We start from the raw sequence: 25,292 nt of genomic DNA, 5'->3' as shown, positions 1-25,292 counted from the left end.
AAAGGGAAAAAGATGGAAAACACTACCTCCGAAACCAAGGACACCACGTCCTTGGCTGCGGCCCCGAAGTCAAAGGGCCGCCGCAAGATGCGCCGTACTGCCTCCGGCATTATGGCTATGGCTCTCGCCCTCACCGGCGCGGGCTTCCTCGCTAATGCTCTGACCCCTGATGCACAGACGGCTACTGCTCAGCAGGATGAAGCCGCAATGATTCAGCAGGGCAAGGAGCTTTACGACGTTGCTTGTATTACTTGCCACGGCGCCAACCTTCAGGGCGTTAAGGACCGCGGCAAGTCGCTGATCGGCGTCGGCGAAGGCTCGGTTTACTTCCAGGTTCACTCCGGTCGTATGCCGATGCTCCGCAACGAGGCTCAGGCAGCACGTAAGACCCCGCGTTACTCCGAAGAGCAGACGCTGGCTATCGCAGCCTACGTCCAGGCTAATGGCGGCGGCGCCGGCATCGTCCGCGACGAGGACGGCTCCATCGCTATGGAGTCGCTACGCGGTAAGAACGCTGGCCCGAACGGTGAGCTTGACAAGGCTGACGTTGCACGCGGTTCCGAGCTGTTCCGCCTGAACTGTGCATCCTGCCACAACTTCACCGGTCGTGGCGGCGCACTGTCCAGCGGTAAGTACGCACCGGTCCTGGATCCTGCAAATGAGCAGGAAATCTACCAGGCCATGCTGACCGGCCCGCAGAATATGCCGAAGTTCTCTGACCGCCAGCTGTCTGCTGACGAGAAGAAGGACATCATCGCCTACATCAAGAACGCCAAGGAAACTCCGACCCCGGGTGGTTGGGGCATTGGTGGCATCGGCCCAGTTGCTGAGGGCCTTGTCATGTGGATTGTAGGCATTGTCGCTCTCGTAGCGGCCGCTCTTTGGATTGGATCCCGCCGATGAGTAATAACGAAAACAAGAAGTACAGCTCCGAAGAGCTGTCGAAGATGAGCAATGCGGATCTCGCTCGTCTGGGTGCTGAACTCGATGACGTGACCATTGCTTACCGCAAGGAACGCTTCCCGATTGCCAACGACCCGGCTGAAAAGCGCGCGGCTCGTGGTGTCACCATCTGGCTGGCACTGTCGGTCATTCTTGGCCTGGCATTCATCGCCATCTACCTGTTCTACCCGTGGCACTACAAGGGGCACGGCGAAGAGGGTCTGTGGCTGTACACTATGTACACCCCGCTGCTGGGTATCACCATCGGTGGCTGCATCGTCACCCTGGGTATTGGTGCAGTTAAGTTCACCAAGCGCTTCATTCCGGAAGAGATTTCGGTTCAGCGCCGCCACGATGGTCCGTCCGAAGAGGTCGACCAGAAGACCATCGTTGCCCTGCTGAACGATTCTTGGCAGACCTCCACCCTGGGTCGTCGCTCCGCTATCAAGGGCCTCCTTGGTACCGGCGCCGTCCTGGCTGGTATCGGCATGATCCTTCCGCTTGGCGGCATGATTAAGAACCCGTGGAAGCCACGCCACGACGTTGACGTCACTGGTGACGGCACCCTGTGGACCACTGGCTGGACTCTCGTCGAGAAGGGCCACAAGGTTTACCTGGGTCGCGACACCGGCGCTATCGCTGAAGAGGGCGTACACGGCTACACCACTAAGGGCGTTTCCCGCCTGGTTCGCCTCCGCCCAGAGGACCTGTCCGCAGGTTCCATGGAGACCGTCTTCCCTCTTCCGGAGGAGGACGTCAACGACGGCGACAAGTACTCCAAGGATGCTGATGTCTACGAGGCACACATGCACTCGATTCACGGCTCCCGCAACTCGGTCATGCTGATCCGTCTGCGTTCCCAGGACGCTGAAAAGGCAATCCTGCGCAAGGGTCAGGAAGACTTCCACTACGGCGACTACTTCGCCTACTCGAAGATTTGTACACACATCGGTTGCCCGACTTCTCTGTACGAACAGCAGACGAACCGTATTCTCTGCCCATGCCACCAGTCGCAGTTCGATGCACTGCACTACGGCAAGCCGGTCTTCGGTCCAGCTGCTCGCGCTCTTCCAGAGCTGCCGATCAGCGTTGACGAAGAAGGCTACATGTACGCAGAGGGCAACTTTATTGAGCCCGTCGGTCCGGCATTCTGGGAGCGTCAGTCATGAGTAATCCAACGAAACTAGCAACCGCTGCTAAGAATATGGATGACCGCTACACCCTGTCTGGCGGCATGCGTAAGCAGCTCAATAAGGTATTCCCTACCCACTGGTCCTTCCTGCTGGGCGAGATTGCACTCTACTCCTTCGTAGTCCTGCTTTTCTCGGGTGTTTACCTGACTCTGTTCTTCGACCCGTCGATGTCGAAGGTCATTTATGACGGTGCATACGCACCGCTCAATGGCGTCGAGATGTCTCGCGCCTATGAGACCGCGCTGCAGATTTCCTTTGAGGTCCGCGGTGGTCTGTTTATTCGCCAGGTTCACCACTGGGGTGCTCTTCTGTTCGCCGTGTCCATCATGGCGCACATGTTCCGCATCTTCTTCACCGGCGCATTCCGCAAGCCGCGTGAGGCTAACTGGGTCATCGGTTCCATCCTCCTGCTGCTGTCCGTAGCAGAGGGCTTCATGGGTTACTCCCTGCCGGACGACCTGCTTTCCGGTGTTGGTCTGCGTATTATGTCCGCAATCATCATTGGTCTGCCGATTATCGGCACCTGGCTGCACTGGATGATGTTCAACGGCGACTTCCCGGGTGACATGATTATCCCGCGCCTGTACATTGCACACGTGCTGATTCTCCCGGCCCTGCTGCTGGGTCTGATTGCCGCTCACCTGGCTCTGGTCTGGTACCAGAAGCACACCCAGTTCCCTGGCGCAGGTCGTACCGAGAACAACGTCGTCGGCGTTCGTATTCTCCCGATCTTCGCAGTCAAGTCCGTTTCCTTCGGTCTGATTACGTTCGGCTTCCTGGCGCTATTCGCTGGTATCTTCCAGATCAACGCAATTTGGAACCTTGGCCCGTACAACCCGGCGCAGGTTTCCGCTGGTTCCCAGCCGGATATCTACATGCTGTGGACTGACGGTGCTGCCCGTGTCATGCCGCCGTGGGAGCTCTACTTGGGCTCTTACACGATCCCGGCAGTCTTCTGGGTCGCCCTGCTCTGTGGTGTTCTGGTTGTCCTGCTCTTCGCTTACCCGTTCATCGAGGCGAAGATCACCGGCGACAACGCCCACCACAACCTGCTGCAGCGTCCGCGCGACGTGCCGGTTCGCTCCGGCCTGGGTGCCATGGCTCTGGTCTTCTACACCCTGCTGACTCTGTCCGGTGGTAACGACCTGATCGCATACCACTTCCAGATTTCGCTGAACGTGATGACCTGGGTTGGCCGTATCGGTCTGATCATCCTGCCTCCGATCGCTTACTTCGTCACTTACCGAATCTGCATCGGCCTGCAGCGCTCTGACCGCGCTGTCCTGGAGCACGGCATCGAGACGGGCATCATCAACCAGCTGCCTGATGGTTCCTTCATCGAGGTCCACCAGCCACTGGGTCCGGTCGACGAGCACGGCCACGCCGTTCCGCTCGAGTACCAGGGTGCTTACGTCCCGAAGACCATGAACGAACTGGGTGCCGCTGGTAGCCCGGGTCGCGGTAGCTTCTTCAGCCCGGACTCCCCGGAGATCGCCGAAGAGGCAGCTCGTATCGAGCACGAGAACCACGAGCAGCAGGCTCAGATGTTCCGTGACCTCGAAGCTCAGAACGCTGAAGAGCGTCGCCAGCTCGAGCAGTAAAACTCCGCGGTAGGTTTTCTACTGCGCTCAAATAAGACCACCCCGGTCCGCATCCACTTCGGATGTCGACCGGGGTGGTTTTTGTTACCCAGATTCTTCCGACCTCGCCTTGACCCAACATACGTCGGATACCAAATCTGCTGTTTACCAGTACTAAAATGGACATATGTCTACCAGTCCCTCCCCCACCACCGATCTTTCGAACAACGCCACACAGCTTGTCGCCAACGGTGTCAATTTCGACTACGAGGCCACGCCTGTTCTGCGCGATGTCTCGCTCACGCTTTCCGACGGCGATGTCCTCGGTCTGGTTGGAGACAACGGAGCCGGCAAGTCCACACTTCTTTGGCTACTATCTGGTCGTCGTCGGCCCACGAGCGGTACGGTGACTCATATTGGCACGCGTGTCCTCGGCTCTCAGGAGCTGGAAGCGCCTTTCGACTCCACGGTGCAAATGCTTATCGATGAGGCCCTCGGCCCCTCGAAACGTCGTTTAGCGGAGCTAGAAGAAGCAGCTGAGGCGATGGCCTTAGCAAAGACCCCAGATGAGTCTGAGGCGGCAGAGAAGGCGTATTCGAAGGCCTTCTCGGACGTCATGGCTCACGATGACTGGAACGCCGAACATAATGCGGAGATTGTGCTCGACCATCTCGGCCTGACCGGTACTGCTCCGGACGGCGCTCCCCTGACAGAGCAACTAACCACGGAGATTTCCGGCGGGCAGCGGGCGCGGCTGGGGCTCGCGATTACGCTCATTCGAAAGCCAGAGATTTTGCTTCTCGACGAGCCCACCAACCATCTCGATGAACGCGGTCGCCAGCTCGTGATTGACACCATCCAGAACCACCCTGGAGTGGTTGTGGTGGCAACACATGACCGCGACTTCCTGGATGCCGTTTGTACTGTAATTGGAGACTTGGTGCCGGGGCGCCCTGGTATTGGGCTGTTCCGTGGTAATTACTCCGACTACGCGAAGCACCGTCGCCACCAGCGTGAGCTATGGGAGCACCAGTGGCGCTCGGAGGAGCATGAACGCAATCGGTTGGAAGACACCATCGAGAATGGCGCTCGTGAGGTCTCACCGGGTCGGGAAATGACGGACAATAACAAGATGGCTTATGACCGCCGTGGCGGTCGTGTAGAGCGGCAAATCGCCCGCCGCGTGCGTTCGGCTAAGCAACGGCTGGAGGAACTCATTGAGGAAGGTGTGGAGCGTCCACCGGCACTACTGGGCTTTGATGCCCCGTTGACCGCACCCTTACCGACCAAGCGCGCTGCTTCGGGCAGCGATGAAGATTTTCACATCAAGATGCGCGGTGTGATCGTCCCAGATCGAATTCGGGTTGGTTCACTGACTATTCGTCCCGGAGACAAGGTCGTGATCACCGGCCCTAATGGGGCCGGCAAATCTACTTTGTTTAAGACGATCATGGGGCAAGTTGAGACGCAGGCTGGCGAGGTGCGTATCGGCGAGAACTGTCGAGTAGCCATGCTGGCTCAGGAACAAGACTGGGAAAACCCAAAGAAGTCCGCCCGTGAGTTGTACGACCTTGCGCCCTATGCCCGCGTGCCTCTCGACGACTTTGGATTGCTTAGCCCTGAGGATGCCAATCGACCGGTAGGAAGCCTCTCCATCGGCCAGCAGCGCCGGGTGGCGTTAGCGTTGGTCGTAGCCAACCCGCCGGAGATCTTGCTGCTCGACGAGCCTACGAACCACCTGAGTGTGGATCTGATCGAGCAGGTCCAAGACGCGATCGCATCTGCAGAGGGCACAATTATTGTGATTACCCACGATCACCGCATGATCAACTCGCTCGAAGCGCGTCATCTGCAGGTGACTGACGGTGAGGTCATCGAACTACCTAAGGGGCAGAAACCCATCGAATTCGCCTGATGCGGAATCATATATTGACTACAGATCCTAACCGGCGAGGTAACACCAGTTAGGATCCCCAACTCGTCCAAACAAAAAAGTCTCTCCCACTAACACCGTTGTTAGTGGGAGAGACTTTTCGGTTATCTACGACTGTGGTTCAGTCTGATTGCACTCGGACTAGTGCTTCTCCGGCGGAGTGATGTACTGAGTGTTGAGTTTGGTGCTGGAGACGATCAGGATTACCGCGCCAAGGACAATCAGCCAGTAGGCCATGAATGCGATGCCGTAGCCCAGGAGCAGGATGCCCATGGTCATCACGAACGGCCAGATCGAGCTAGCGGAGAAGAAACCGAGGGTACCTGCACCGTCGGCAATCTCTGCCTCTTCGAAGTCAGCCGGGGTGATGTCGGAGCGGCGCTCAGTGAAGTGGAAGTATCCACCGAGCATCAGAGTCATCAGAGCTGCGAGGACCAGGCCGGTTGCGCCAGCCCACTCGAGGCGACCATGGCTTTCGTTGATGACGTTACCGGTGTCCTGAAGGTACTGAGTGCCGAAGATGTAGACGACAGCCATGACCCCCAGGAACACGGTAAGTCCGTAGAAGAGCTTTGCTGCAGACTTCATTTGAGAACTTCCTTTAGGTAAGAATCTTGCTGGGTTTACTTGGCGGTCGCGTTCAGGTCAATGGTGTTAGCACCACGGTCACCCATGTCGCGGGTGTCGACACGACCGGAGTTGAACGGCGAAGTGGAGACTGCGAATGCCGGCTCACCGATGTGCTTCAGAGCATCAGCGTTAGTAGCTTCTGGGTTCTCCTGGCGGAACTTGATGTACTCGGTGAATGCCTCGCGGGAGACAGCACGAATCTCGAAGTTCATCATTGCGTGGTAAGTACCACACATCTCAGCACAACGGCCGACGAATGCGTTCTTGACCTTGTCGCTCGGGTTGTCCTCCGGGCGGTTAGCCATCTTCTCCGAGTCGATCTTCTCAATCTGGAAGATACGGTTGGACTTGTTGGCCTCCGGGTGCGGGAACACGTCACGCTTGAAGAGGAACTCCGGAACCCAGAAGGAGTGAATCACGTCAGCGGACGCGAGGTCGAACTGGATTGCAGTGTCTTCCGGAACAACGAGGACCGGAACCTCTTCGGTGGTACCGAGGGTCTCAATCTCGTCATAGTGGAGGTAGTCGAGGCTCTCCTTGGAGCGACCGTGAACCGGGTACTCCTTCTGCTTTGCGCGATCCTCAGCGGACGGAACCTCGTGGCCGCCCTCGGTGAAGAACTGCTCATCAGCCGGCTTCTCAATACGACCGTTGTATTCCTCGCCGCCCATCAGGTCAGCGGAAATGTTGGCGTAACCGAACTTCCAGTTCCACTGGAAACCGGTGACGTCGACAGTGACCTCCGGATCCTTATCCAGGGCAGTCACCTTGTCCTGCGTCTGAACGGTGAAGAAGAACAGAGCCATCACGATCAGAATCGGCAGAATAGTCAGAGACAACTCAACCGGAACGTTGTATGCAGTCTGGCGCGGGAACTCGCCCTTGCCCTTCTTCTCAGCCTTCTTGGCTGTGAAGTTTGCCATCGAGTAAAAGGTGAAACCCCAAACAATGATGCCGATAATCCAAGCTGCAACCCAGGTCCAAACCCAGAAGTTACCCATGGACTGCGCTTCCGGGGTAACACCTTCCGGCCAACCAAAGCGGAGCAGCTTGAAGAAGCCGTTCTCCGGAGGATTAACATCACAGCCGGCAAGCAAGGCTGCGCTACCGGCGGCAACGCCGAGGACGCCGAGCTTACGGGCGACTCCGAACTTTCTACGCTGATTCACGTGTGTCTGCCTTCCTGATCCACACAATTTTCGATAACCGATTAAGGTTTCGTCCTACCCAAGCAGAGTAGTCGATTCTTAAGCTTTCTCCACAATAAATATGGCTGTGGGGTGCCTTTGAGTATATCTGCCCTAATAAAATACTGAGAAAGACCCGCCTATCGGGGGTGGCATTCTCACCAGTTACACCCTGTTGCCGCTCCCAAGTCTATGAATTTTTTAGTGTTTGCGCCACGAGCTGACGCCCACACCGTTCCGCATAACCCCGCGCCGAGGCCAGACACGGCGAGCTAAGACATTCTCCCTTTTCCCCAAAAGGCATTAAAGTAGGTGCAGCATTTCTATGTGGCGCCAATCTGGGGTTCAACCCAACTACTCAGCCACGCGGCGGTTCTTCATGGCCACCGGTTCAGACGACAGTCAGTCGCGCTGAGCCTCTAGCTACGAAGCCGTCAAAATCCACTAAGTGACACTAACTGAAAGGTGCGCGCACGAAGCATGTGTGGTCTTCTCGGAATCCTGACTGCAAATTCTGACGCAGCGGAGCTCGTTCCCGTTGTCGAAAGGGCTCTGCCCTGCATGCGGCACCGCGGTCCTGACGATGCAGGCACGTGGCACGATGAGGACGCAGTTTTCGGCTTCAACCGCCTATCCATTATTGATATTGCTCACAGCCACCAGCCGCTGCAGTGGGGACCAGAAAATCAGCCGAATCGGTACTCCATGACCTTCAACGGCGAAATCTACAATTTCGTCGAACTTCGCGAGCAGCTGGAGAAGGAAGGTTACGCCTTTAATACCTCCGGCGATGGCGAACCTATCGTCGTTGGGTTCCACCACTGGGGAGCCGACGTCGTAAAGCACTTGCGCGGCATGTTCGGCATTGCTATTTGGGACAGCGTCGAGCGCAAGCTTTTCCTGGCGCGCGATCCGTTCGGCATTAAGCCTCTCTACTACGCCACCACCGAGCGCGGCACGATTTTCGGTTCTGAGAAGAAGTCCCTGCTCGAGGCCGCGCCGGAGATGGGCATCGATGCGAAGAAGCTGAATAAGCGCGCACTGGAGCACTACGTCGATCTGCAGTACGTGCCGGAGCCGGAGTCGCTGCACACCGACATTGTTCGTCTGGAGTCGGGTTGCACTGCCATCGTTACGCCTGGTGGCGAAGTTAAGCAGACCCGCTACTTCAAGCCAGATTTCCCGATTCAGCCAGTGACTAAGGGCGCTGAGCAGGACGTTTTTGACCGCATTGCCCGTGCGCTGGAGGACAGCGTCGAGAAGCATATGCGTGCCGACGTCACGGTGGGCTCGTTCCTGTCGGGCGGTATCGACTCCACTGCGATTGCAACTTTGGCTAAGCGCCACAACCCGAACCTGCTGACGTTTACCACCGGCTTCGAGCGCGAGGGCTTCTCCGAGGTCGATGTGGCTGCCGAGTCCGCCGCCGCCATTGGCGTCGAGCACATTGTGAAGGTCGTCTCGCCGGAGGAGTTCGCCGGGGCGATTCCGAAGATTATGTGGTACCTCGATGACCCGGTAGCTGACCCTGCACTGGTGCCGCTGTACTTCGTGGCTGCAGAGGCTCGTAAGCACGTTAAGGTCGTACTGTCCGGTGAGGGCGCAGATGAGCTCTTTGGTGGTTACACCATTTATAAGGAGCCGCTGTCGCTGAAACCGTTCGACAAGGTTCCCTCTCCCCTGCTGCGTGGTCTGGCTAAGGTCGGAGAAGCTCTGCCAGAAGGCATGCGTGGCAAGTCGCTGCTGCAGCGAGGCACTACTCCGCTGGAGCAGCGCTACTACGGCAATGCTCGTTCCTTTAACTTTGAGCAGCTGCAGGAAGTCCTGCCGTGGGCCAAGCAGGAATGGGACCACAGCGATGTCACGGCACCGATTTACGCGCAGTCTGAAGGCTGGGACCCGGTGACCCGGATGCAGCACTTGGATCTGTTCACCTGGTTGCGTGGCGACATTCTGGTCAAGGCCGACAAGATCACCATGGCCAACTCCCTGGAGCTGCGCGTGCCGTTCCTCGACCGTGTGGTCTTCGACGTTGCACAGACGCTGCCGGTGGACATGCGTGTCTCTCACGGCACCACCAAGTACGCACTGCGTCGCGCCATGGAGCAGATTGTTCCGGAGCACGTTCTCAACCGCCGCAAACTGGGCTTCCCGGTGCCGATTCGCCACTGGCTGGCAGGCGACGAACTGCACGGTTGGGCCGAGGACATCATCCGCGAGTCCCAGACTGATGAGTTCATTAATAAGGACGCCGTGCTCAAGATGCTCGCCGAGCACCACCCAACCGAGCGCGACCACTCCCGCCGCCTCTGGACCATCCTGGCCTTCATGGTCTGGCACGGCATCTTCATCGAAGACCGCATCACTCCGGACATCGAGCAGCGCGACTACCCCGTCGAGATCTAGTTCGCTAGTTCGCTTTACGACGGTTCCCGCGCCTCAACCCCATCCTGCCCCGGCAGGCTGCCACCATAGCCGGCGCAACCAAAAGAAAAGGCTCGGACCTCACTCAATTAACAAGAGTGAGGTCCGAGCCTTTTGCTATCCGACGCTTTTTACAGCGTCTACTAACAGCTCTGCTCAGCTAATGACTTAGTTGAAGGAGTCACCGCAAGCACAGGAGCCGGTGGCATTCGGATTATCGATGGTGAAGCCCTGCTGCTCAATGGTGTCAGCGAAGTCGATAGTGGCACCGGACAGGTACGGAACCGACTGGCGATCAACAACCAGCTTGACACCACCGAAAACCTCGGCGACATCGCCGTCGAGGCTGCGGTCATCGAAGTAGAGCTGGTAGCGCAGGCCGGCGCAGCCGCCCGGAGCCACGGAAATACGCAGTGCCAGGTCGGTAGCACCTTCTTGGTCCAGAAGTGCCTTTGCCTTGGCAGCCGCAGCTTCGGTCAGGGTAACGCCAGTGCTCTGAGCAGTAGTCATAGCGCGTGTCCTCCTTGTTGAAGTGTTTAAGTATGCGAGTCGACCCCAAGGTCGGCTACGTCATTATTTATCACAACCTTACCGACCAGTCTTTAATTCCCAATTCTGGGTTCTCTTTTTCTTTCTCTTTTTCTGAAGTCTCTTCTTGCCGCCACCTCGCAACCGCACCACGGCTTCCCACGCCACAACCGCACTCTCTCCCCTCCCACCCCACGCTGCGGCCACCCCAAAAACCACGCCCTTGCCCCGGAACCCTGGCCCTCAACCTGCAACCTAATTAGGGAAGCACCTTGGAGACCTTATAATCTGGGGTCGTGAATCTACCGTGGAAAAAGAATGACAAAAAGTCCAAGGCAGCTGACGCAACTAAAGCTGACGCAACCAACGCCGGAGACGTAGCCACCGACGCGACCGCATCCAGCGGCGCCAAGGGCACCGCTTCGGAGTCTCAGCAGCCCGAGAAGAAGCACAGCGGTGCTTTTACTCCGAAGAAGGGGCGCCCCACCCCGAAGCGCAACGAGGTTGAGCGCGAACGCGGCATCCGCCGTGGCCCGGTCGAGGCACCGCTGACCGCTAAGGAAGCTCGCCAACGCCGCAAGGAACTTAAGGCCTCCATGTCCAAGGAAGAGCTCAAGGCCGCCAAGGCACGCGAGCGAGCAGAGCGACGTGAGCAGCGTCGCATTGCCGACGAGCGTATGGCCGCCGGCGATCCGCGCTACATGCTGCCGCGTGACCAGGGCGCTGAGCGCAAGTTTGTCCGCGACTGGGTTGATTCCCGTCGCTTCCTCGCTAACGTGTTCCTCCCGTTCGCGCTGATTCTGCTGCTGATTATGATGATTGGCACTTCCCTGCCAAAGCTGGCCAACATCGCATCTCTCATCGCGATGGTTCTCATCATCGCCCTGATTATCGAGGGTATCTACATCGGCCGCCGCGCCATCAAGCTGACGCGTGAGCGCTTCCCGAAGACCACCGAGGGAGCCTGGGGGCTGGGCTTCTACGCTTACTCCCGCGCTTCTCAGCCGCGTCGTCTGCGTACTCCGCGTCCGCAGGTCAACATCGGCGACGAGATCAAGTAGCCTCCATCTGCCATGCGCACTCTGGTTCTCGGTGGCGCCCGCTCAGGCAAGTCCTCATGGGCTGAGCACGAGCTGCTGGCCACCGCCGCAGTCTCGACCGACGGTGCCTCAGATGCCGCAGCCTCAGCAGTGTTGCACTACATCGCAACTGCACGGCCTTTCCCCGGTGATAGTGACTTTCACTCCAGGGTCGAGGAGCACCGCATTCGTCGTCAAGCACAGGCACAAGAGCACGGAGTGGCCTGGCACACGGTTGATGACGTCGATGCGGTGGATGCACTCGCTGGGCCGGGGCGGCGCATGTTGCTCGACGATGTCGGCACCTGGCTGACGCACATCATCGATGCGCAGGGGCTGTGGGAGGCACCGAGGGGCAGCGTCGCGCCGTGGACGCACTCGCTTGTCGACGCCGTGCGCAACTTCCCCGCAGATTCCGACCTGTTCATTGTGTCACCCGAAGTGGGCTTCGGTGTCATTCCCGAGCACCGCTCAGGGCGGCTTTTCCGTGATGAAATTGGCCTTCTCAACCAGCAGCTCGCAGCTGTCTGTGATCGTGTTGTCTTAGTTGTGGCGGGCTGCCCTATGGAAGTCAAGGCGGCGAGCTAGATTCACTCCACGCCCCTCCTCCTATGACAGTCTTCCCAGCAATGCGAATAACTGTGTACCAATGGTCGGTACACAAATCATTTTCGGGTAGCGTTTGAGAGTATGAACGCGGATTATTTTGGACCGGTAGCGCGCCCTGACGAAGAGACTGAACAGGCCGCCCGCGCGCGCCATGAGCAGTTGACTAAACCCGCAGGCTCACTCGGCCGGTTGGAAGAACTCGGCATTTGGATTTCGGCGTGCCAGGGAGAATGCCCTCCGCATGACCTGGACGATTGTCGTGTTTATGTCTTCGCTGGTGACCACGGTATTGCCCAGGGCGGGGTGTCCGCGTACCCGTCCGAGGTGTCTATCCAGATGCTTGCCAACATCGAGGAAAAGGGTGCCGGCGTGAACGCTATCGCTGACATCGCGGGAGCCACAGTTACCGGTGTAGACATTTCCCTCGACCACGATGCCGAAGGGCCATACCGTATCCGTCGCAGCTGCGGTTCTATCGACCGCGAGGATGCGATGAGCGAGGAGGAGGTCGATAAGGCCATCCGCACGGGCGTCGCTATTGCCGACGCCGCCGTTGATGAAGGAGCTGACCTGCTCATTGCCGGCGACCTGGGCATCGGAAACACTACTCCAGCCGCAGCGCTGATTGGTGCCGTGACCAACTCCGAACCAGTTGTCGTCGTCGGCCGAGGCACTGGTATTGATGACGAGGGCTGGAAGCTCAAGGTCGCTGCCGTGCGCGATGCCATGTTCCGCGTGCGTCGCCTGCGCAATGACCCGGTTGAGGTGCTCCGTCGTATTTCCTCGCCGGATATGACTGTGATGGCCGCATTCTTGGCTCAGGCAGCGGTGCGTCGCACTCCTGTGATTTTGGACGGCGTGGTTGTCACATCCGCTGCTCTGCTGGCTGACCAGCTCGCTCCGGGCGCCCGCGATTGGTGGGTCGCCGGCCACAAGTCGGCAGAGCCCGCGCACGCGCTTGCCCTTCGACACCTGGATAAGGAACCACTTCTCGAATACGGGATGCGTCTTGGCGAAGGCTCCGGCGCCGTCGCTGCCCTACCGCTGGTCAAGTCCGGCGTATCCGTCCTGCGCAACATGGCTACCTTCGCCGACGCAGGCGTAAGCACCAAGGACTAATCGACTTGTCCGACAAAGCCGGCCCGTCTCACCAGGACAACCTCGACGGTGATCCCTCCGCTCACGGCAATGCCGTCGCTGAGGCCATCACCACTGCCCTGTCCTGGCTCACTGTCCTGCCTTTCAAAGGCGCGAGCGTGTTCGACCGCATCACCGGCCGCCGCGCCATCGCTGCACTGCCAGTAGCTGGGCTCGTTCCTGCCGCGGGTGCAGTTCTCATCACGGCGGCGCTGTTCGCAACGTCGTCGTCAGGCACGCCCACGCTTTACGACGTCACCCCGATCCTCGGCGGCACCCTGATTATGGTGGCGGCACAGATGTTGACCCGCGCGATGCACCTGGATGGGCTGGCGGATGTGGCGGATGCCCTCGGCTCGTATAAGCCGCCGGAGGGGGCGCGGGAGGTGCTGCGCGATCCGAGCACCGGCCCAATGGGCGTGGGCTCCATCGTGCTGACGATGTTGACGACGACGACTGCTTTTGCCGTGATTGTGGCTAGTGTGCTGTCGCAGTGGTCTGCTGGTCAGATGTGGCCTGGTGTGGTTGCGCTGTGCTTGCCTTTTGTAGCCTCTCGCGCGGCAGCAACGACTGCCTGCTGGCGCGGCTTTCCGCCTTTTTCGAACAGCGGCTTCGGCTCTCTGACTGCCGGTACTCAGTCCACAGTCACGGTGACCTGCTGGTGGATACTGCTGCTCGCTGTGTCGGGCTGGGTGGTTGGGCTCGTGGGCGTAGTCGCTTGTGCACTGAGCTTTGGCGTTACACTGCTGCTGACGCGGCATTGCGTGAAGAGGTTTGGCGGAGTCAACGGCGACGTGTTTGGTGCAGTCATTGAGATAGCGTGCGCTGTCTGTGCCGTGGCACTTGCCATAGGGTTCTAGCAGGGAAAATGCGCGCATTGCCCCCGTTGGGGTTTTCTTTAAAAAGAACTATTGACGGTCGCTTTGACGCGGACGTATTCTGAGGGCACACCGCCGGGAAGGCGGAGTACAGGAGGCTCGTTTCGGGGCTCGCCCAAATTATTTTGCGCCGACCGTTTGCCGGGGCGCCAAGAACGAGCACACCTTCTAGCCTCCCAGCTAATTAAAAAAGCGCGTCCCACCGCAGCAATGCACGGGACGCGCTTTTCTTTGTTGGGATAACACTCCCAGGTTTGGGTTCAGTGGGGTTTGGGTTCAGTGGGGTTTGGGTTCAGTGGGGGGCTAGTGACTGCGGTTATGTTAGCGACGGCGGGCCAATGCGAGTTACTGACTGCGTTTATGTCAAAAATGGTCCGAAAAATGGCTTGAAAGTGTCATAAACTCACACAGTTTCACATCTGCAGCCCATAATTCTTGGAGTTGTCAGTTCTTGCGGCTAAGTAGCAAAAAATGTGCCCGCCAGCGATACGCCAAGCGGACACAATTTTGCTGCCTTCCCCACCCTGCCCCCCCCCTGCTCAGGAACTTCCTGATCTTACGGTTTGTCTACTCCTTGCGCTTCTTGTTCTGGTAGACGATTGCGCCGGCAATGCCGATAAACACGGCGACCACTGCTACAACGGTGCCAATGACCAACGGGCTCATGCCCTCATCTTCCATGTCCGACGAGGATGCGGATGCCTGAGAATCCGTATCCGAGGAGTCAGATTCATTCGACGCATCTTCTGACGAGTCCTTTGACGTTTCCTGTTCCGACTCTCCCTTGGCCAGAATCGGCTTATCGGATGGAGTCGGGCCGTTCTTGTCAGTCGGTCGCCAGTCAGGCCCCTTAGTTGGCTTGTTGTCCAGGAGGAATGCGAGCTGGAACGGCTGATCGATGCCACTGACCTCTTCATCCGGGCGATAGTTAGCCATTCGGACAGTCGCGTAGTAGTAGCCGGCGTTGGCTACAGGTCGTCCTCCAACATTAGATTCTCGGTTGTTGTATTCGACCGGACGATCTGTTGACAAGTTCAGGTCCTCGGAATCCTGATAAAAGTGCATTGTTCCATCCGCAACGGAAACCTCGAACGGATTCAGCAGGGCAACTCCCATGGAATCGGCATTATCGCGCTCCGAATTTCCAGTGCGGGCAGCAATCACTGGTCGCTGACCCCACTCGACAGGGATCTTGTAGAACTTCTGTTCACCGGGCACGATTGTGTCAGAGATGGTATCCCCAGATTTAACTTCCGGCGCTTGGGCTGCGTTATTGCCACCGTTTACGGGCTTGGCCTCTCCAAAAGTGGCCTTTTTGTAGGCTTTGTCGCCGGTCGAAGAAGACCGCCCCTCATTTAGCTTGCCAGCATCCTGCTTCTTCAGGACTGGCTCAAACTGGACGCTAACCTCGACCTTCACCGGTTCATCACGATAGTCCGCTACTGAATCACCGTCATAGACCCACACGTTATTTGCGACGAGCCACTTGGTTTGATCGCAACTGGATTCGATGCGGTCACTATCCCATGCAAGAATGCTTGCATCAGCCGAAGTTGGAGTCCACGAATCGGCACTAGCTTCGGCGCCAGTCAGCGACCCCATACGACCGTCGTCCTGGCATTTTCCGCCAGTTTCATTGATGATTTCGTCAACTTCAGTTCGGACATCCTGCTGGCCCTTACCCTCAGCATCGATATTCGCTAACACCTTTGAGGTAACAATCGCGTTGTGTCCCTTCGGCACTGCGATTCGGTAGTAGAGCGGGGTGCGATCGTGTTGAGCAACCTCTGGCACCAGCGTCGTCTGGTACTTGCCCTCGCCGAGCCATTTCGCGCCTTCCTTAGTCTCGGAGAACTCGAAAGGAGTACCCGTGGTTTCGTAGCCCTGCACTGACCGCTGAGTCAAGAACTTCATGTGGTCTGCAAGCTGGGTAGCATCGTCCGCAGTCATGCTCTGTCCACCGGATACCTGCGCAACACACTCCAGCTCAGCGCGAGCTTCTTCATCGACCTTGAAGCCCACTGTGTGAATCGTCAGGCCAACACCCTGCCCTGCCAGTTCCTTCGCAACCTCACACACCGGTGGCGGCGCGCAGGTGTCGATACCGTCAGAGACCAAAATAATTGACCGCTCACCGTCTGGGCCAAGCTCATCAGCCGCCTTACGCAGTGCATTGCCGATCGGCGTGTAGCCCTGAGCTTCCAACCCGGCAATCCTGCTCTTCAGGCCTTCTTTGTCGACCTTTTGGACAGGCGACAGCACCTCGATGTCCTGGCAACCACGTTCGCGGTTGGATTCATCACTGGATTCGCGCTGGCCATAAACCAGCATGCCAAGCAGCGCATCATCCGGGAGGGAGTCAATCAGCTCCGTGGATGCGCGCTTTGCCGCATCGAGGCGGGTGCCTCCGGCGTCGTCGGCAAGCATCGAACCAGACAGATCCATGATTAGCTCTGCTTTTGCTTCGCCCGTACCCCCTTCGCCCGTAGGAGCGGGCCGTTCCACCCCGGACGGCGAAGGCGAATCTTGGGCTGCCGCCACCGGAGCCGGAATCGCACTAAACCCAATCGTCCACGCAGCCAACAACAGAGTGACAACGATGGTTACCCTTAGGCGCTTTGAACTACTTGACGAAAAACTATCTTTAAAAAAGTCTTGAACTACCACCATCACAGCGCCTCAAACTGTTTTCCCAACTACAAAAATCAATCGTGTTGGTAGTTTTTCACAGTGACCCCGGTCACGCTAGAGATGTTTTTAACGGCTAAACAAATGCCATCTGAACAATTCATGAACCATGAGAAAATCGCACAGCCGTTGGGGAACCAGCAAAGCAAAAACGCAGCCCCTGACCAGCGAATACTAAACAGGGGCTGCGAAAGTACTAATTCTAGTAACCACTATTAAATTTTTCTTAGCCGACCTACGCCGAAACTAAGCCTCAACGAGCTTGTAAATCCAACCGTGGGTATCCTCAACCTCGCCGTGCTGGATACCGGTCAGCCGCTCGCGCAGCTTCATAGTCCACTCGCCCGTCTCGCCGCCGTTGACCTCAAACTCGCCCTCAGCGGACTTCACAAAACCGACCGGGGTGATGACTGCAGCAGTACCGCAGGCGAATGCCTCGCTCATAACACCGGAGGTGGCATCATTCTTCCATTCCTCGGTGGAAATGCGACGCTCCTCGACATTCATGCCCAGATCCTGAGCAGCCTGCAGCAGCGATGCCCGAGTAATGCCCGGCAGCAGCGAACCAGACAGCTCTGGAGTCACCAGCCGAACACCAGCCTCAGCATTCTCATCCGGGTAGATAAACGCCAGGTTCATGCCGCCCATCTCCTCGATGTACTTGCGCTCGACAGCGTCCAGCCACACAACCTGGTCGCAGCCCTTTTCCTCTGCCTGCTGCTGAGCCGCCAGCGAAGCTGCATAGTTACCTGCGAACTTCGCAGCACCGGTGCCGCCCGGCGCGGCACGCACGTACTCGTGGGAGATCCACACGGTCACCGGGTTAATACCACCGGAGAAGTACGCGCCAGCAGGTGAAGCGATGAGCAGGAAGGTGTAAGAGTTCGACGGGTGCACGCCCAGGGTGCTCTCGGTGGAGAACATGATTGGACGCAGGTACAGGGATTCTTCGCCACCAGCTGGCGGCACCCATGCTGCATCGGCTTCAACCAGCAGGCGAATTGCCTCGAGGAAGGTCTCCTCCGGCAGCTGCGGCATTGCAATGCGGTCAGCGGAGCGCTGGAAGCGACGAGCGTTCTGCTCCGGGCGGAAAGTAACAATGGAACCATCCGGCATGCGATACGCCTTCAGTCCCTCAAAAATCGACTGCCCGTAATGCAGGACCGAAGAAGACGGCTGCATTTCAATCGAACCGTATGCCTGCAGCTTGGCGCCATGCCAGCCTTTGTCTGCAGTCCAGTCAATTCGGACCATGTGGTCGGTGAAGTGCTTACCGAAACCAGGGTTGGCCAAAATCTCCTCGCGCTCGGCATCAGAGAGTGGATTCGGGTTACGTTCGATTGCAAATTCCAAAGCAGACATGTCTTTCATCCTAAACCGTCGAGGATCGAGTCGTATCAATACTCGCCCCCGAAAGACCGTGTTAGTCAGGGCAATGTCAGCGTCGCGGGCACTAGGCGCGGGTACATTCCAATAGTCGTGGCGCTGGCTCGTCAGTCCGCTGTCCAGGGGTGAAGGACACGAACCGGCAAATAGGGATACGGTGGTGTACCACATAGTACGACTACAAGGAGATGCAACTACATGTCAGTCCCCGCTAACAATGATTCGGCACAGCTCGGCGCTTCTCGCAACGCCGCTGTTTTGTCCAATTACCTGCCGGCTATCGGCACTCGCGTGGTCATCGCTGCCGACAACTCTCTGCCCGCGGACGCCGACGCGGTCCTCGTCGCGCTTATCGACGGCGAGGATGGCCTCGAGCTGGTCGCACCCGAGGCCATCGGTTCGGTTGCAGAGCAGCTGCTCGCCTCCTTTGAGGCAGTCTCCGCCAGCGCTAAGGCCGAGTCCGTGACCACCATCCCGGCTCCTGCTGGCCTGGATGTCGACAGTGTCACGGGCGTTGGCGTGGGTTCTGAGGACCTGGATGCCGAGGACATCCGCCGTGCCTGCGGCGCCGCTGCGCGCCGTATGACCAAGGCCAAGGTGGTCTTTAACACTCTCGGCGCCATCGATCCGCAGGCTGCAGCCGAGGGCTTTGCGCTGGGCGCTTACGCTTACTCCGGTCAGAAGAGCGACGAAGAAAGCAACGAGGCCACCCAGAAGGTGGTTGTGTTGGGCGCTGATGACGACGTCGTAAAGCGCGCTTCGGCAATTGTAGATGCCGTTGCCACCGCGCGTGACTTCGTCAATACAGCATCGTCGCACCTCTACCCCGAGACGTTTGCTGACGCTGCTGCAGCGCTGGGCCGTGACGCGGGGCTCGAGGTCGAGGTGCTTGACGACGACGCTCTGCGCGCCGGCGGTTTCGGAGGCCTCAATGCCGTGGGTGGTGGATCCTCGCGCGGGCCGCGCCTGGTGCGCCTGATCTGGAAGGGCGATGAGTCGGCAGAGAATTCGCTGGGCCTGGTCGGTAAGGGCATCACCTTTGATACTGGCGGTATTTCGCTGAAGCCGGGCGCCAGCATGGAGAACATGATCTCCGATATGGGCGGCGCTGCGGCTGTTATTGCCACAGTCGTCCTGGCTGCTCGCCTAGGCGTATCCACCCCAGTGACCGCAACCGTTCCAATGGCGGAGAACATGCCGGGCGGTAAGGCGTACCGTCCGGGCGATGTCATCACACAGTACGGCGGTAAGACCATTGAGATTCTGAATACCGACGCAGAGGGCCGCCTCGTACTCGCAGATGCCATTGTCCGCGCCTGCGAAGACAATCCGACTCACCTGATTGACACCGCCACCCTGACCGGTGCGCAGCTAGTCGCTCTTGGCGAGCGCACCCCGGGTGTCCTGGGTAACGACGAGTTCCGTGACCGTGTTGCAGAGCTGTCTCAGAGCATTGGTGAAAATGGTTGGGCAATGCCGATTCCAGTTGAGCTAGCAGAGGCCCTGAAGTCGCCGGTAGCTGACCTGCGGAATGTCACGAACTCTCGCTTTGGTGGCATGAGCGTTGCAGCTGCATACCTGCGCGAATTCGTTGGCGAGGATGTTGAATGGGTTCACATCGACGTTGCCGGTCCGGCCTTCAACACCACCGGGGAGTATGGTTATACCCCGAAGCGGGGCACTGGTGTTCCGGTTCGGACGATGTTCTCTGTGATTGAGGATTTGGCAACGAAGTAGCCGGTCATCCGACTGCGTCCCGCCCGGCTGGAATCATGGCTGGAATGAGCTATTCCAAGCACCAGTCGAAAGCGGGCGCAGCCCACGGGGCAAGCAGAGTTTTCAACCTGTAAGCTAATTTGTAATAACCGTCTTAAAACGAGATTTCTTAACTTTTCGAGGAGTGCACAAACATGGCGACCTCTATTGAGATGCCGGAGCTCGGTGAATCAGTTACCGAAGGCACCATTACCACCTGGCTGAAGAAGGTCGGCGACACCGTCGAGGTCGACGAACCGTTGCTCGAGGTTTCCACCGACAAGGTCGACACCGAAATTCCATCTCCGGTCGCCGGTGTTCTCACCGAGATTCTCTTTGAAGAAGACGACACCGTCGATGTTGGCGAGGTCATCGCAAAGGTCGGCGAGCCGGGCGAAGAGCCGGAAGGCGCTGACGATTCCGCTGAGGAGACCGAGGAAGAGGCTCCGAAGGAAGACGCTGAAGAGCCAAAGAAGGAAGCACCGAAGGCTGCCTCCGGTTCCGCTACTGATGTTGAGATGCCGGAGCTCGGCGAGTCCGTCACCGAAGGAACCATCACCACCTGGCTGAAGAAGGTCGGCGACACCGTCGAGGTCGACGAACCGTTGCTCGAGGTTTCCACCGACAAGGTCGACACCGAAATTCCTTCCCCGGTCGCAGGCACCCTGCTCGAGGTCCTCTACGACGAAGACGACACCGTTGACGTCGGCGAGGTCATCGCTCGCGTTGGCGATGCAGACGCTGCTCCAGCCGCCAAGGAAGAGGCCGAGGAGGCATCTGCCACAGTCGAGAAGGACGAGGAGCCAGTAAAGGCTAACGAGGAGACTGAGGAAGACTCCACCGACGTTGACGCTGGCGACGCTACTGACGTTGAGATGCCGGAGCTCGGCGAATCCGTCACCGAAGGCACCATCACCACCTGGCTGAAGAAGGTCGGCGACACCGTCGAGGTCGACGAGCCACTGCTCGAGGTTTCCACCGACAAGGTCGACACCGAAATTCCTTCCCCGGTCGCAGGCACCCTGCTCGAGGTCCTCTACGACGAAGACGACACCGTTGACGTCGGCGAGGTCATCGCTCGCGTTGGCAGTGGCCAGCCAAAGAAGGCTGCACCGAAGAAGGAAGCTCCAAAGGCTGAATCCAAGCCGGAGCCAAAGAAGGAAGAGCCGAAGGCAGAGTCCAAGCCGGAGCCGAAGAAGGAAGAGCCGAAGAAGGAAGAGCCGAAGAAGGAGACTCCGAAGGCTGAATCCAAGCCTTCCGCTAACAAGGACGTTCCTTACGTCACCCCGCTGGTCCGCAAGCTGGCTGACAAGCACGGCGTTGACCTGACTAAGGTCGAGGGCTCTGGAATCGGCGGCCGCATTCGTAAGCAGGATGTTCTGCGCGCTGCCGAGGGCGGCCAGGAGACTACTGCTGAGTCCGGCTCCAACTGGTCCACCAAGGGCGTTCGCCCTGAGCTCGCTGAGCTGCGCGGCACCACCCAGCGTGTCAACCGCATCCGCGAGATTACCGCTGCCAAGACCCTCGAGTCTCTGCAGACTTCCGCACAGCTGACCCAGGTCCACGAGGCCGATATGACTGCCATCTGGGATCTGCGCGCTACTAAGAAGGCTGAGTTCGAGAAGAAGCACGGCGCGAAGCTGACCTTCCTGCCATTCTTTGCAAAGGCAATCGTTGAGGCTCTGGTCAGCCACCCGAACGTCAACGCTTCCTGGAACGAAGAGACCAAGGAGATTACCTACCACGAGCAGGTCAACCTGGGTATCGCTGTCGATACCGAGCGGGGTTTGCTCTCCCCGGTCATCCACAACGCTCAGGATATGTCCCTGCCGGAGCTGGCTGCTGCTATTGCGGACATCGCAGACCGCGCTCGCAACAACAAGCTGACCCCGAACGACCTGTCCGGCGGCACCTTCACCATTACCAACATCGGCTCCGAGGGCGCTCTGACCGACACTCCGATTCTGGTTCCGCCGCAGGCCGCAATGGTCGGCACCGGCGCGATTAAGAAGCGCGCAGTAGTCGTCACCGAGAATGAGGCAGATGCCATTGGTATTCGCGCCATGGTCTTCCTGCCAATTACCTACGATCACCGCCTGATCGACGGCGCTGATGCAGGTCGCTTTATGACGACCGTTGTTGACCGCCTCGAGGTTGCTAACTTCGAATCGGATCTGCAGCTCTAAGCAGCTTGCTCCCTTCCTGGGGTAGTAGCGCCGCGGGAATCTAGCTGGCTTGCTAGCAGGAGGTTCTGCCTCTTCCCTGCCCGCGTTAGTCGCACTTTGCGGCTGACGCGGGTATTTCTTTTGCCGCATTCGTCCCGCAGTTGAACCTAATCAGCGATTCCTTCAAATGCGCAGGCCCCCTATTCTTGGCTAGTGCTCAGATTTCACGTAGCCACACATAGCTAGCAAAGGCTCCATCGGCACAAAGAATTAACGTGCTGTTATTGCGCCGTTAAGCCATTAGCAGACAGCGGGAGGGTCGAACCGAAAGCAAAGCTGCAAGTAGCAAATGCGCATACTTTTTGTCCTGCCGAAATGCGAGAACACCACACACCCCCGCACACAGTTCCGGCTATCGCTTTCAGCTACACCGACGAGAGCTGAAGATAGCGATAATTAAATTCATTATTTGTTAACCTCGCCGTCACCTAGTTAGCAATTAGCCTTTACCAATCTAAGAAATCATTAGACAGCAGGCTTCTTTGGCGTGCCTATTTTTGCTCTCTGTACGTAACTTAGAAAGGTGGAGCATGTCCTCGGCTCCAGCGAATACTAGTTCGTCGACCGGGACCACATCATCTGAGCAATCGAGCTCCTCAGATAAGTGGTGGCACCTCTTCTTCGGCGGGCTTCTCGCAATCAACATCGTAGTTTTTGTCTTCTGGGCTTATGACTTTGTGGGCCCGCAGGCAAATACGGCAATCCTTCTGATTACCATCGCGTTCGCCGTCTTCATGGCGTTCAACATCGGCGGTAACGACGTTGCTAACTCCTTCGGTACTTCAGTCGGTGCCGGCACCCTGAGCATGAAGCAGGCGCTTGTTGTCGCTTCAGTCTTTGAGGTTTCGGGCGCCGTCCTCGCTGGTGGCGAGGTTACTGACACCGTCCGTTCCGGCATTGTGGACCTGAACGCAATCCACGGTTTGGACCCGATGGAGTTCGCCTTCATCATGATGTCCGCGCTTCTCGGCGCGGCAGTGTGGCTCCTCGTTGCCACCCGCATGGGTTGGCCAGTCTCCACTACCCACTCCATCGTCGGCGGTATCGTCGGTGCCGCACTGACGGTCGGTTTCATCACCGGCAAGGGTGGCTGGAGCATGGTCCAGTGGGATCAGATTGGTCAGATCGCCGTTTCCTGGGTCCTCTCTCCGCTCCTCGGCGGTTTGGTCGCGTTCCTCCTGTTCGGCGGCATTAAGAACTCGATTCTCGTCTACAACGACAAGGCTTCCAAGCAGCTGCAGGCCATCCACCAGGAAAAGGCGGACCTCAAGGCGCAGCACCGCGACGACTTCGAAAAGCTCCCTGAGCACGATCAGATCTCGTACACCAACGCGATGCTTCGCGACGCTACGACGATGCGTGACAACGACTGGACTCCGGATGACCTGGAGTCTGAGTACTTCCGCAAGCTCGTCCACATCGAATCCAAGGTTGATGATGTCCGCGCTCACCGTGCGCTGGAAGCTTGGGTTCCGGGTCTAGCAGCCCTGGGCTCTATTGTCATCTCCGCGATGATGCTGTTCAAGGGTCTGAAGAACCTTCACCTAGGGCTTTCCAGCCTGGACAACTTCCTGATTATGGGCATGATCGCCACCGCAGTGTGGCTTGCCGTTTACATCTTCGCGCGTACTTTGAAGCGTCAGGATTTGGATCGTTCCACCTTCCTGCTGTTCAGCTGGATGCAGGTCTTCACCGCTGCTGCGTTCGCTTTCTCCCACGGCTCGAACGACATCGCTAACGCGCTTGGCCCGTTCGTGGCAATTCTGGATGTTCTCCGTACCAACGAGATCTCTTCCGAGTCCGGCGTCCCGCTGGCAGTCATGACCACCATGGGTGTCGCTCTCATCTCCGGTCTGTGGTTTATCGGCCGCTTCGTTATCAAGACCGTCGGATCCGGCCTGACTGAGATCCACCCAGCATCGGGTTTTGCCGCAGAGCTTTCCGCTGCTGTGGTCGTTATGATTGCTTCCCTGCTGGGTCTGCCGGTTTCCTCCACCCACATTCTGATTGGTGCCGTTCTCGGTGTCGGTATCGTTAACCGTGCCGCTAACTGGAACCTGATGAAGCCGATTGGTTTGGCCTGGGTTATTACCCTTCCGGCCGCTGCAGGTATCTCGGCAATCACCGTTTCCATCCTCCGCGTCGTCTTCGGCTAAGCCCACAAAAGCACGCCACTTTTACCCCGGCGGTCACTTTCTAGTGACCACCGGGGTATTTTTACGTCTGGCGCTATCCAAGTAAGTTTGGCGCTATCCAAGTAACAAGTAATCTGAGGCCTACAGAATTTCGGCGTATCCTATAGGCCACCATGACTGCCCCAAGAAAACCTTTTACTCGCGCAGATAAATCCATTCGGGAATCAAGCTCCGACATCGAGATTCAACATCTCGGCCTTGTCGACTACGAAGAGACCTGGCACCTACAGGCAGACCTTGCTGCCAAGCGTGCGAAAGACCTAATTCCAGATCAGGTTCTCGTGCTTGAGCACCCGAGTCTTTACACAGCAGGAAAGCGCACCCAGCCGGAGGACCGTCCTACCAATGGGTTGCCGGTCGTCGATGTCGACCGCGGTGGCCGCATCACCTGGCACGGCCCGGGCCAGCTTGTGATGTATCCCATCATCAAGCTCGCTCAGCCGGTCGATGTGGTGGACTACGTCCGCAGACTGGAAGAAGCCCTCATTCAAACCGTTCGCCGAGCCGGCATCGCGGCTGCTGGCCGCATCGATGGCCGCTCGGGGGTATGGGTTCCCGCATCAAACGGACTGAGCGACCGAAAGATTGCGGCACTGGGAATCCGCGTGACCCATGGTGTAACCATGCACGGACTCAGTCTGAACTGCGACAACTCTATGGAGTTCTACAACTACATCATCCCGTGTGGCATCTCCGATGCTGGAGTGACCACCCTATCCCGGGAGCTTGACCGAAATGTTAGCGTGTCAGAGATGACAGAGCCGCTTCTGGCAGATTTGCAAGATGCTTTGGAAGGCCGTTTGACCGTTGCCGACCATTCCTTCGGCTCCGCGCCCGACCCCACGAAGGACCTGCCACACCGGGTGAAGCACAACTCCACCACCGGCATATTCGAGTACTCATCAACAAAAGAGTAGGATGAA

General features: G+C 58.1%; 18 protein-coding genes. 13 read left to right on the top strand and 5 right to left on the bottom strand.

All coding sequences use genetic code 11. The features are described from left to right. The first annotated feature begins 12 nt into the window (after nt 1-12). The 4 genes from CRD13_RS10060 (at nt 13) to CRD13_RS10045 (ending at nt 5,630) form a co-directional block, all read left to right on the top strand. Entirely contained in the window at nt 13-903 is an 891-nt protein-coding gene (locus CRD13_RS10060) for a c-type cytochrome (RefSeq protein WP_016423027.1), read from the top strand. Beyond that, nucleotides 900-2,111 (top strand): ubiquinol-cytochrome c reductase iron-sulfur subunit, encoded by a 1,212-nt coding sequence (locus tag CRD13_RS10055; RefSeq protein WP_049170241.1) that lies wholly within the window; start codon nt 900-902, stop codon nt 2,109-2,111. Before CRD13_RS10060 ends, CRD13_RS10055 begins: the two co-directional genes overlap by 4 nt. After that, the gene (locus CRD13_RS10050) at nt 2,108-3,736 is read left to right on the top strand and encodes a cytochrome bc complex cytochrome b subunit (protein WP_187401571.1); all 1,629 of its coding nucleotides are present in this window, start codon (nt 2,108-2,110) and stop codon (nt 3,734-3,736) included. The genes CRD13_RS10055 and CRD13_RS10050 overlap by 4 nt, the downstream gene beginning before the upstream one ends. A gap of 166 nt (nt 3,737-3,902) precedes the next feature. After that, nucleotides 3,903-5,630 (top strand): ABC-F family ATP-binding cassette domain-containing protein, encoded by a 1,728-nt coding sequence (locus CRD13_RS10045; protein WP_070827218.1) that lies wholly within the window; start codon nt 3,903-3,905, stop codon nt 5,628-5,630. A 159-nt stretch (nt 5,631-5,789) separates the two neighbouring features. Here CRD13_RS10045 and CRD13_RS10040 read toward each other — a convergent pair whose 3' ends face one another. Together CRD13_RS10040 and CRD13_RS10035 are read right to left on the bottom strand one after the other, a co-directional pair. Next, entirely contained in the window at nt 5,790-6,236 is a 447-nt protein-coding gene (locus CRD13_RS10040; RefSeq protein ID WP_070652755.1) for a cytochrome c oxidase subunit 4, read from the bottom strand. Nucleotides 6,237-6,271: 35 nt separating this feature from the next. After that, a complete protein-coding gene (locus tag CRD13_RS10035) occupies nt 6,272-7,447 on the bottom strand; it encodes a cytochrome c oxidase subunit II (RefSeq protein WP_049170235.1) in 1,176 nt (391 codons plus the stop codon). Nucleotides 7,448-7,945: 498 nt separating this feature from the next. Here CRD13_RS10035 and asnB point away from each other — a divergent pair, with 498 nt between their 5' ends. Then, a complete protein-coding gene (asnB, locus tag CRD13_RS10030) occupies nt 7,946-9,871 on the top strand; it encodes an asparagine synthase (glutamine-hydrolyzing) (protein WP_187401570.1) in 1,926 nt (641 codons plus the stop codon). 186 nt (nt 9,872-10,057) lie between these two features. Here asnB and CRD13_RS10025 read toward each other — a convergent pair whose 3' ends face one another. Further along, complete coding sequence (locus CRD13_RS10025; protein ID WP_005512007.1) at nt 10,058-10,399, bottom strand: iron-sulfur cluster assembly accessory protein; 342 nt, start codon at nt 10,397-10,399, stop codon at nt 10,058-10,060. Nucleotides 10,400-10,713: 314 nt separating this feature from the next. On the opposite strand from CRD13_RS10025, the gene CRD13_RS10020 reads away from it, so the two are divergent. The 4 genes from CRD13_RS10020 (at nt 10,714) to CRD13_RS10005 (ending at nt 14,102) form a co-directional block, all read left to right on the top strand. Then, entirely contained in the window at nt 10,714-11,478 is a 765-nt protein-coding gene (locus CRD13_RS10020; protein ID WP_049170231.1) for a DUF3043 domain-containing protein, read from the top strand. A gap of 12 nt (nt 11,479-11,490) precedes the next feature. Then, complete coding sequence (locus tag CRD13_RS10015; RefSeq protein ID WP_049170228.1) at nt 11,491-12,084, top strand: bifunctional adenosylcobinamide kinase/adenosylcobinamide-phosphate guanylyltransferase; 594 nt, start codon at nt 11,491-11,493, stop codon at nt 12,082-12,084. 102 nt (nt 12,085-12,186) lie between these two features. After that, a complete protein-coding gene (gene cobT / locus CRD13_RS10010; RefSeq protein WP_049170226.1) occupies nt 12,187-13,224 on the top strand; it encodes a nicotinate-nucleotide--dimethylbenzimidazole phosphoribosyltransferase in 1,038 nt (345 codons plus the stop codon). Nucleotides 13,225-13,229: 5 nt separating this feature from the next. Then, on the top strand, nt 13,230-14,102 hold the full coding sequence (locus CRD13_RS10005; RefSeq protein ID WP_049170224.1) for an adenosylcobinamide-GDP ribazoletransferase: 873 nt from the start codon (nt 13,230-13,232) through the stop codon (nt 14,100-14,102). A gap of 585 nt (nt 14,103-14,687) precedes the next feature. Here CRD13_RS10005 and CRD13_RS10000 read toward each other — a convergent pair. Continuing rightward, nucleotides 14,688-16,565: a VWA domain-containing protein gene (locus tag CRD13_RS10000; RefSeq protein WP_070566889.1), complete on the bottom strand. Its 1,878-nt coding sequence runs from the start codon at nt 16,563-16,565 to the stop codon at nt 14,688-14,690. 489 nt (nt 16,566-17,054) lie between these two features. Then, nucleotides 17,055-18,170 carry a branched-chain amino acid aminotransferase gene (locus CRD13_RS09995; protein WP_147721802.1) on the bottom strand — a complete coding sequence of 372 codons (1,116 nt, stop codon included), beginning with the start codon at nt 18,168-18,170 and terminating at the stop codon, nt 17,055-17,057. 222 nt (nt 18,171-18,392) lie between these two features. Between CRD13_RS09995 and CRD13_RS09990 the strand changes: the two genes are divergently transcribed. The 4 genes from CRD13_RS09990 (at nt 18,393) to lipB (ending at nt 25,286) form a co-directional block, all read left to right on the top strand. Then, nucleotides 18,393-19,931, top strand: a complete 1,539-nt coding sequence (locus CRD13_RS09990; protein WP_083296886.1) for a leucyl aminopeptidase — start codon at nt 18,393-18,395, stop codon at nt 19,929-19,931. Between the two features lie 173 nt (nt 19,932-20,104). Beyond that, entirely contained in the window at nt 20,105-22,135 is a 2,031-nt protein-coding gene (gene sucB, locus CRD13_RS09985; protein WP_187401569.1) for a 2-oxoglutarate dehydrogenase, E2 component, dihydrolipoamide succinyltransferase, read from the top strand. Between the two features lie 569 nt (nt 22,136-22,704). Continuing rightward, nucleotides 22,705-24,330, top strand: coding sequence for an inorganic phosphate transporter (locus CRD13_RS09980; RefSeq protein ID WP_187401568.1), 1,626 nt, complete (start codon nt 22,705-22,707; stop codon nt 24,328-24,330). 152 nt (nt 24,331-24,482) lie between these two features. Beyond that, entirely contained in the window at nt 24,483-25,286 is an 804-nt protein-coding gene (lipB, locus tag CRD13_RS09975; protein WP_049170215.1) for a lipoyl(octanoyl) transferase LipB, read from the top strand. The last annotated feature ends 6 nt before the right edge of the window (nt 25,287-25,292 follow it).

It is taken from the genome of Corynebacterium sp. LK26 (genome assembly GCF_014335085.1).
GTDB classification, from domain to species: Bacteria; Actinomycetota; Actinomycetes; order Mycobacteriales; family Mycobacteriaceae; genus Corynebacterium; species Corynebacterium jeikeium_D.
This window is presented reverse-complemented; position numbering and strand designations above follow the sequence as displayed.

Bases quoted from the DNA above. Each gene is read 5' to 3' on its own strand.
- CRD13_RS10060 (WP_016423027.1), top strand. From the start codon at position 13: ATGGAAAACACTACCTCCGAAACCAAGGACACCACGTCCTTGGCTGCG.
- CRD13_RS10055 (WP_049170241.1), top strand. From the start codon at position 900: ATGAGTAATAACGAAAACAAGAAGTACAGCTCCGAAGAGCTGTCGAAG.
- CRD13_RS10050 (WP_187401571.1), top strand. From the start codon at position 2,108: ATGAGTAATCCAACGAAACTAGCAACCGCTGCTAAGAATATGGATGAC.
- CRD13_RS10045 (WP_070827218.1), top strand. From the start codon at position 3,903: ATGTCTACCAGTCCCTCCCCCACCACCGATCTTTCGAACAACGCCACA.
- CRD13_RS10040 (WP_070652755.1), bottom strand. From the start codon at position 6,236: ATGAAGTCTGCAGCAAAGCTCTTCTACGGACTTACCGTGTTCCTGGGG.
- asnB (WP_187401570.1), top strand. From the start codon at position 7,946: ATGTGTGGTCTTCTCGGAATCCTGACTGCAAATTCTGACGCAGCGGAG.
- CRD13_RS10025 (WP_005512007.1), bottom strand. From the start codon at position 10,399: ATGACTACTGCTCAGAGCACTGGCGTTACCCTGACCGAAGCTGCGGCT.
- CRD13_RS10015 (WP_049170228.1), top strand. From the start codon at position 11,491: ATGCGCACTCTGGTTCTCGGTGGCGCCCGCTCAGGCAAGTCCTCATGG.
- cobT (WP_049170226.1), top strand. From the start codon at position 12,187: ATGAACGCGGATTATTTTGGACCGGTAGCGCGCCCTGACGAAGAGACT.
- CRD13_RS10000 (WP_070566889.1), bottom strand. From the start codon at position 16,565: ATGGATCTGTCTGGTTCGATGCTTGCCGACGACGCCGGAGGCACCCGC.
- CRD13_RS09995 (WP_147721802.1), bottom strand. From the start codon at position 18,170: ATGTCTGCTTTGGAATTTGCAATCGAACGTAACCCGAATCCACTCTCT.
- CRD13_RS09990 (WP_083296886.1), top strand. From the start codon at position 18,393: ATGTCAGTCCCCGCTAACAATGATTCGGCACAGCTCGGCGCTTCTCGC.
- sucB (WP_187401569.1), top strand. From the start codon at position 20,105: ATGGCGACCTCTATTGAGATGCCGGAGCTCGGTGAATCAGTTACCGAA.
- CRD13_RS09980 (WP_187401568.1), top strand. From the start codon at position 22,705: ATGTCCTCGGCTCCAGCGAATACTAGTTCGTCGACCGGGACCACATCA.
- lipB (WP_049170215.1), top strand. From the start codon at position 24,483: ATGACTGCCCCAAGAAAACCTTTTACTCGCGCAGATAAATCCATTCGG.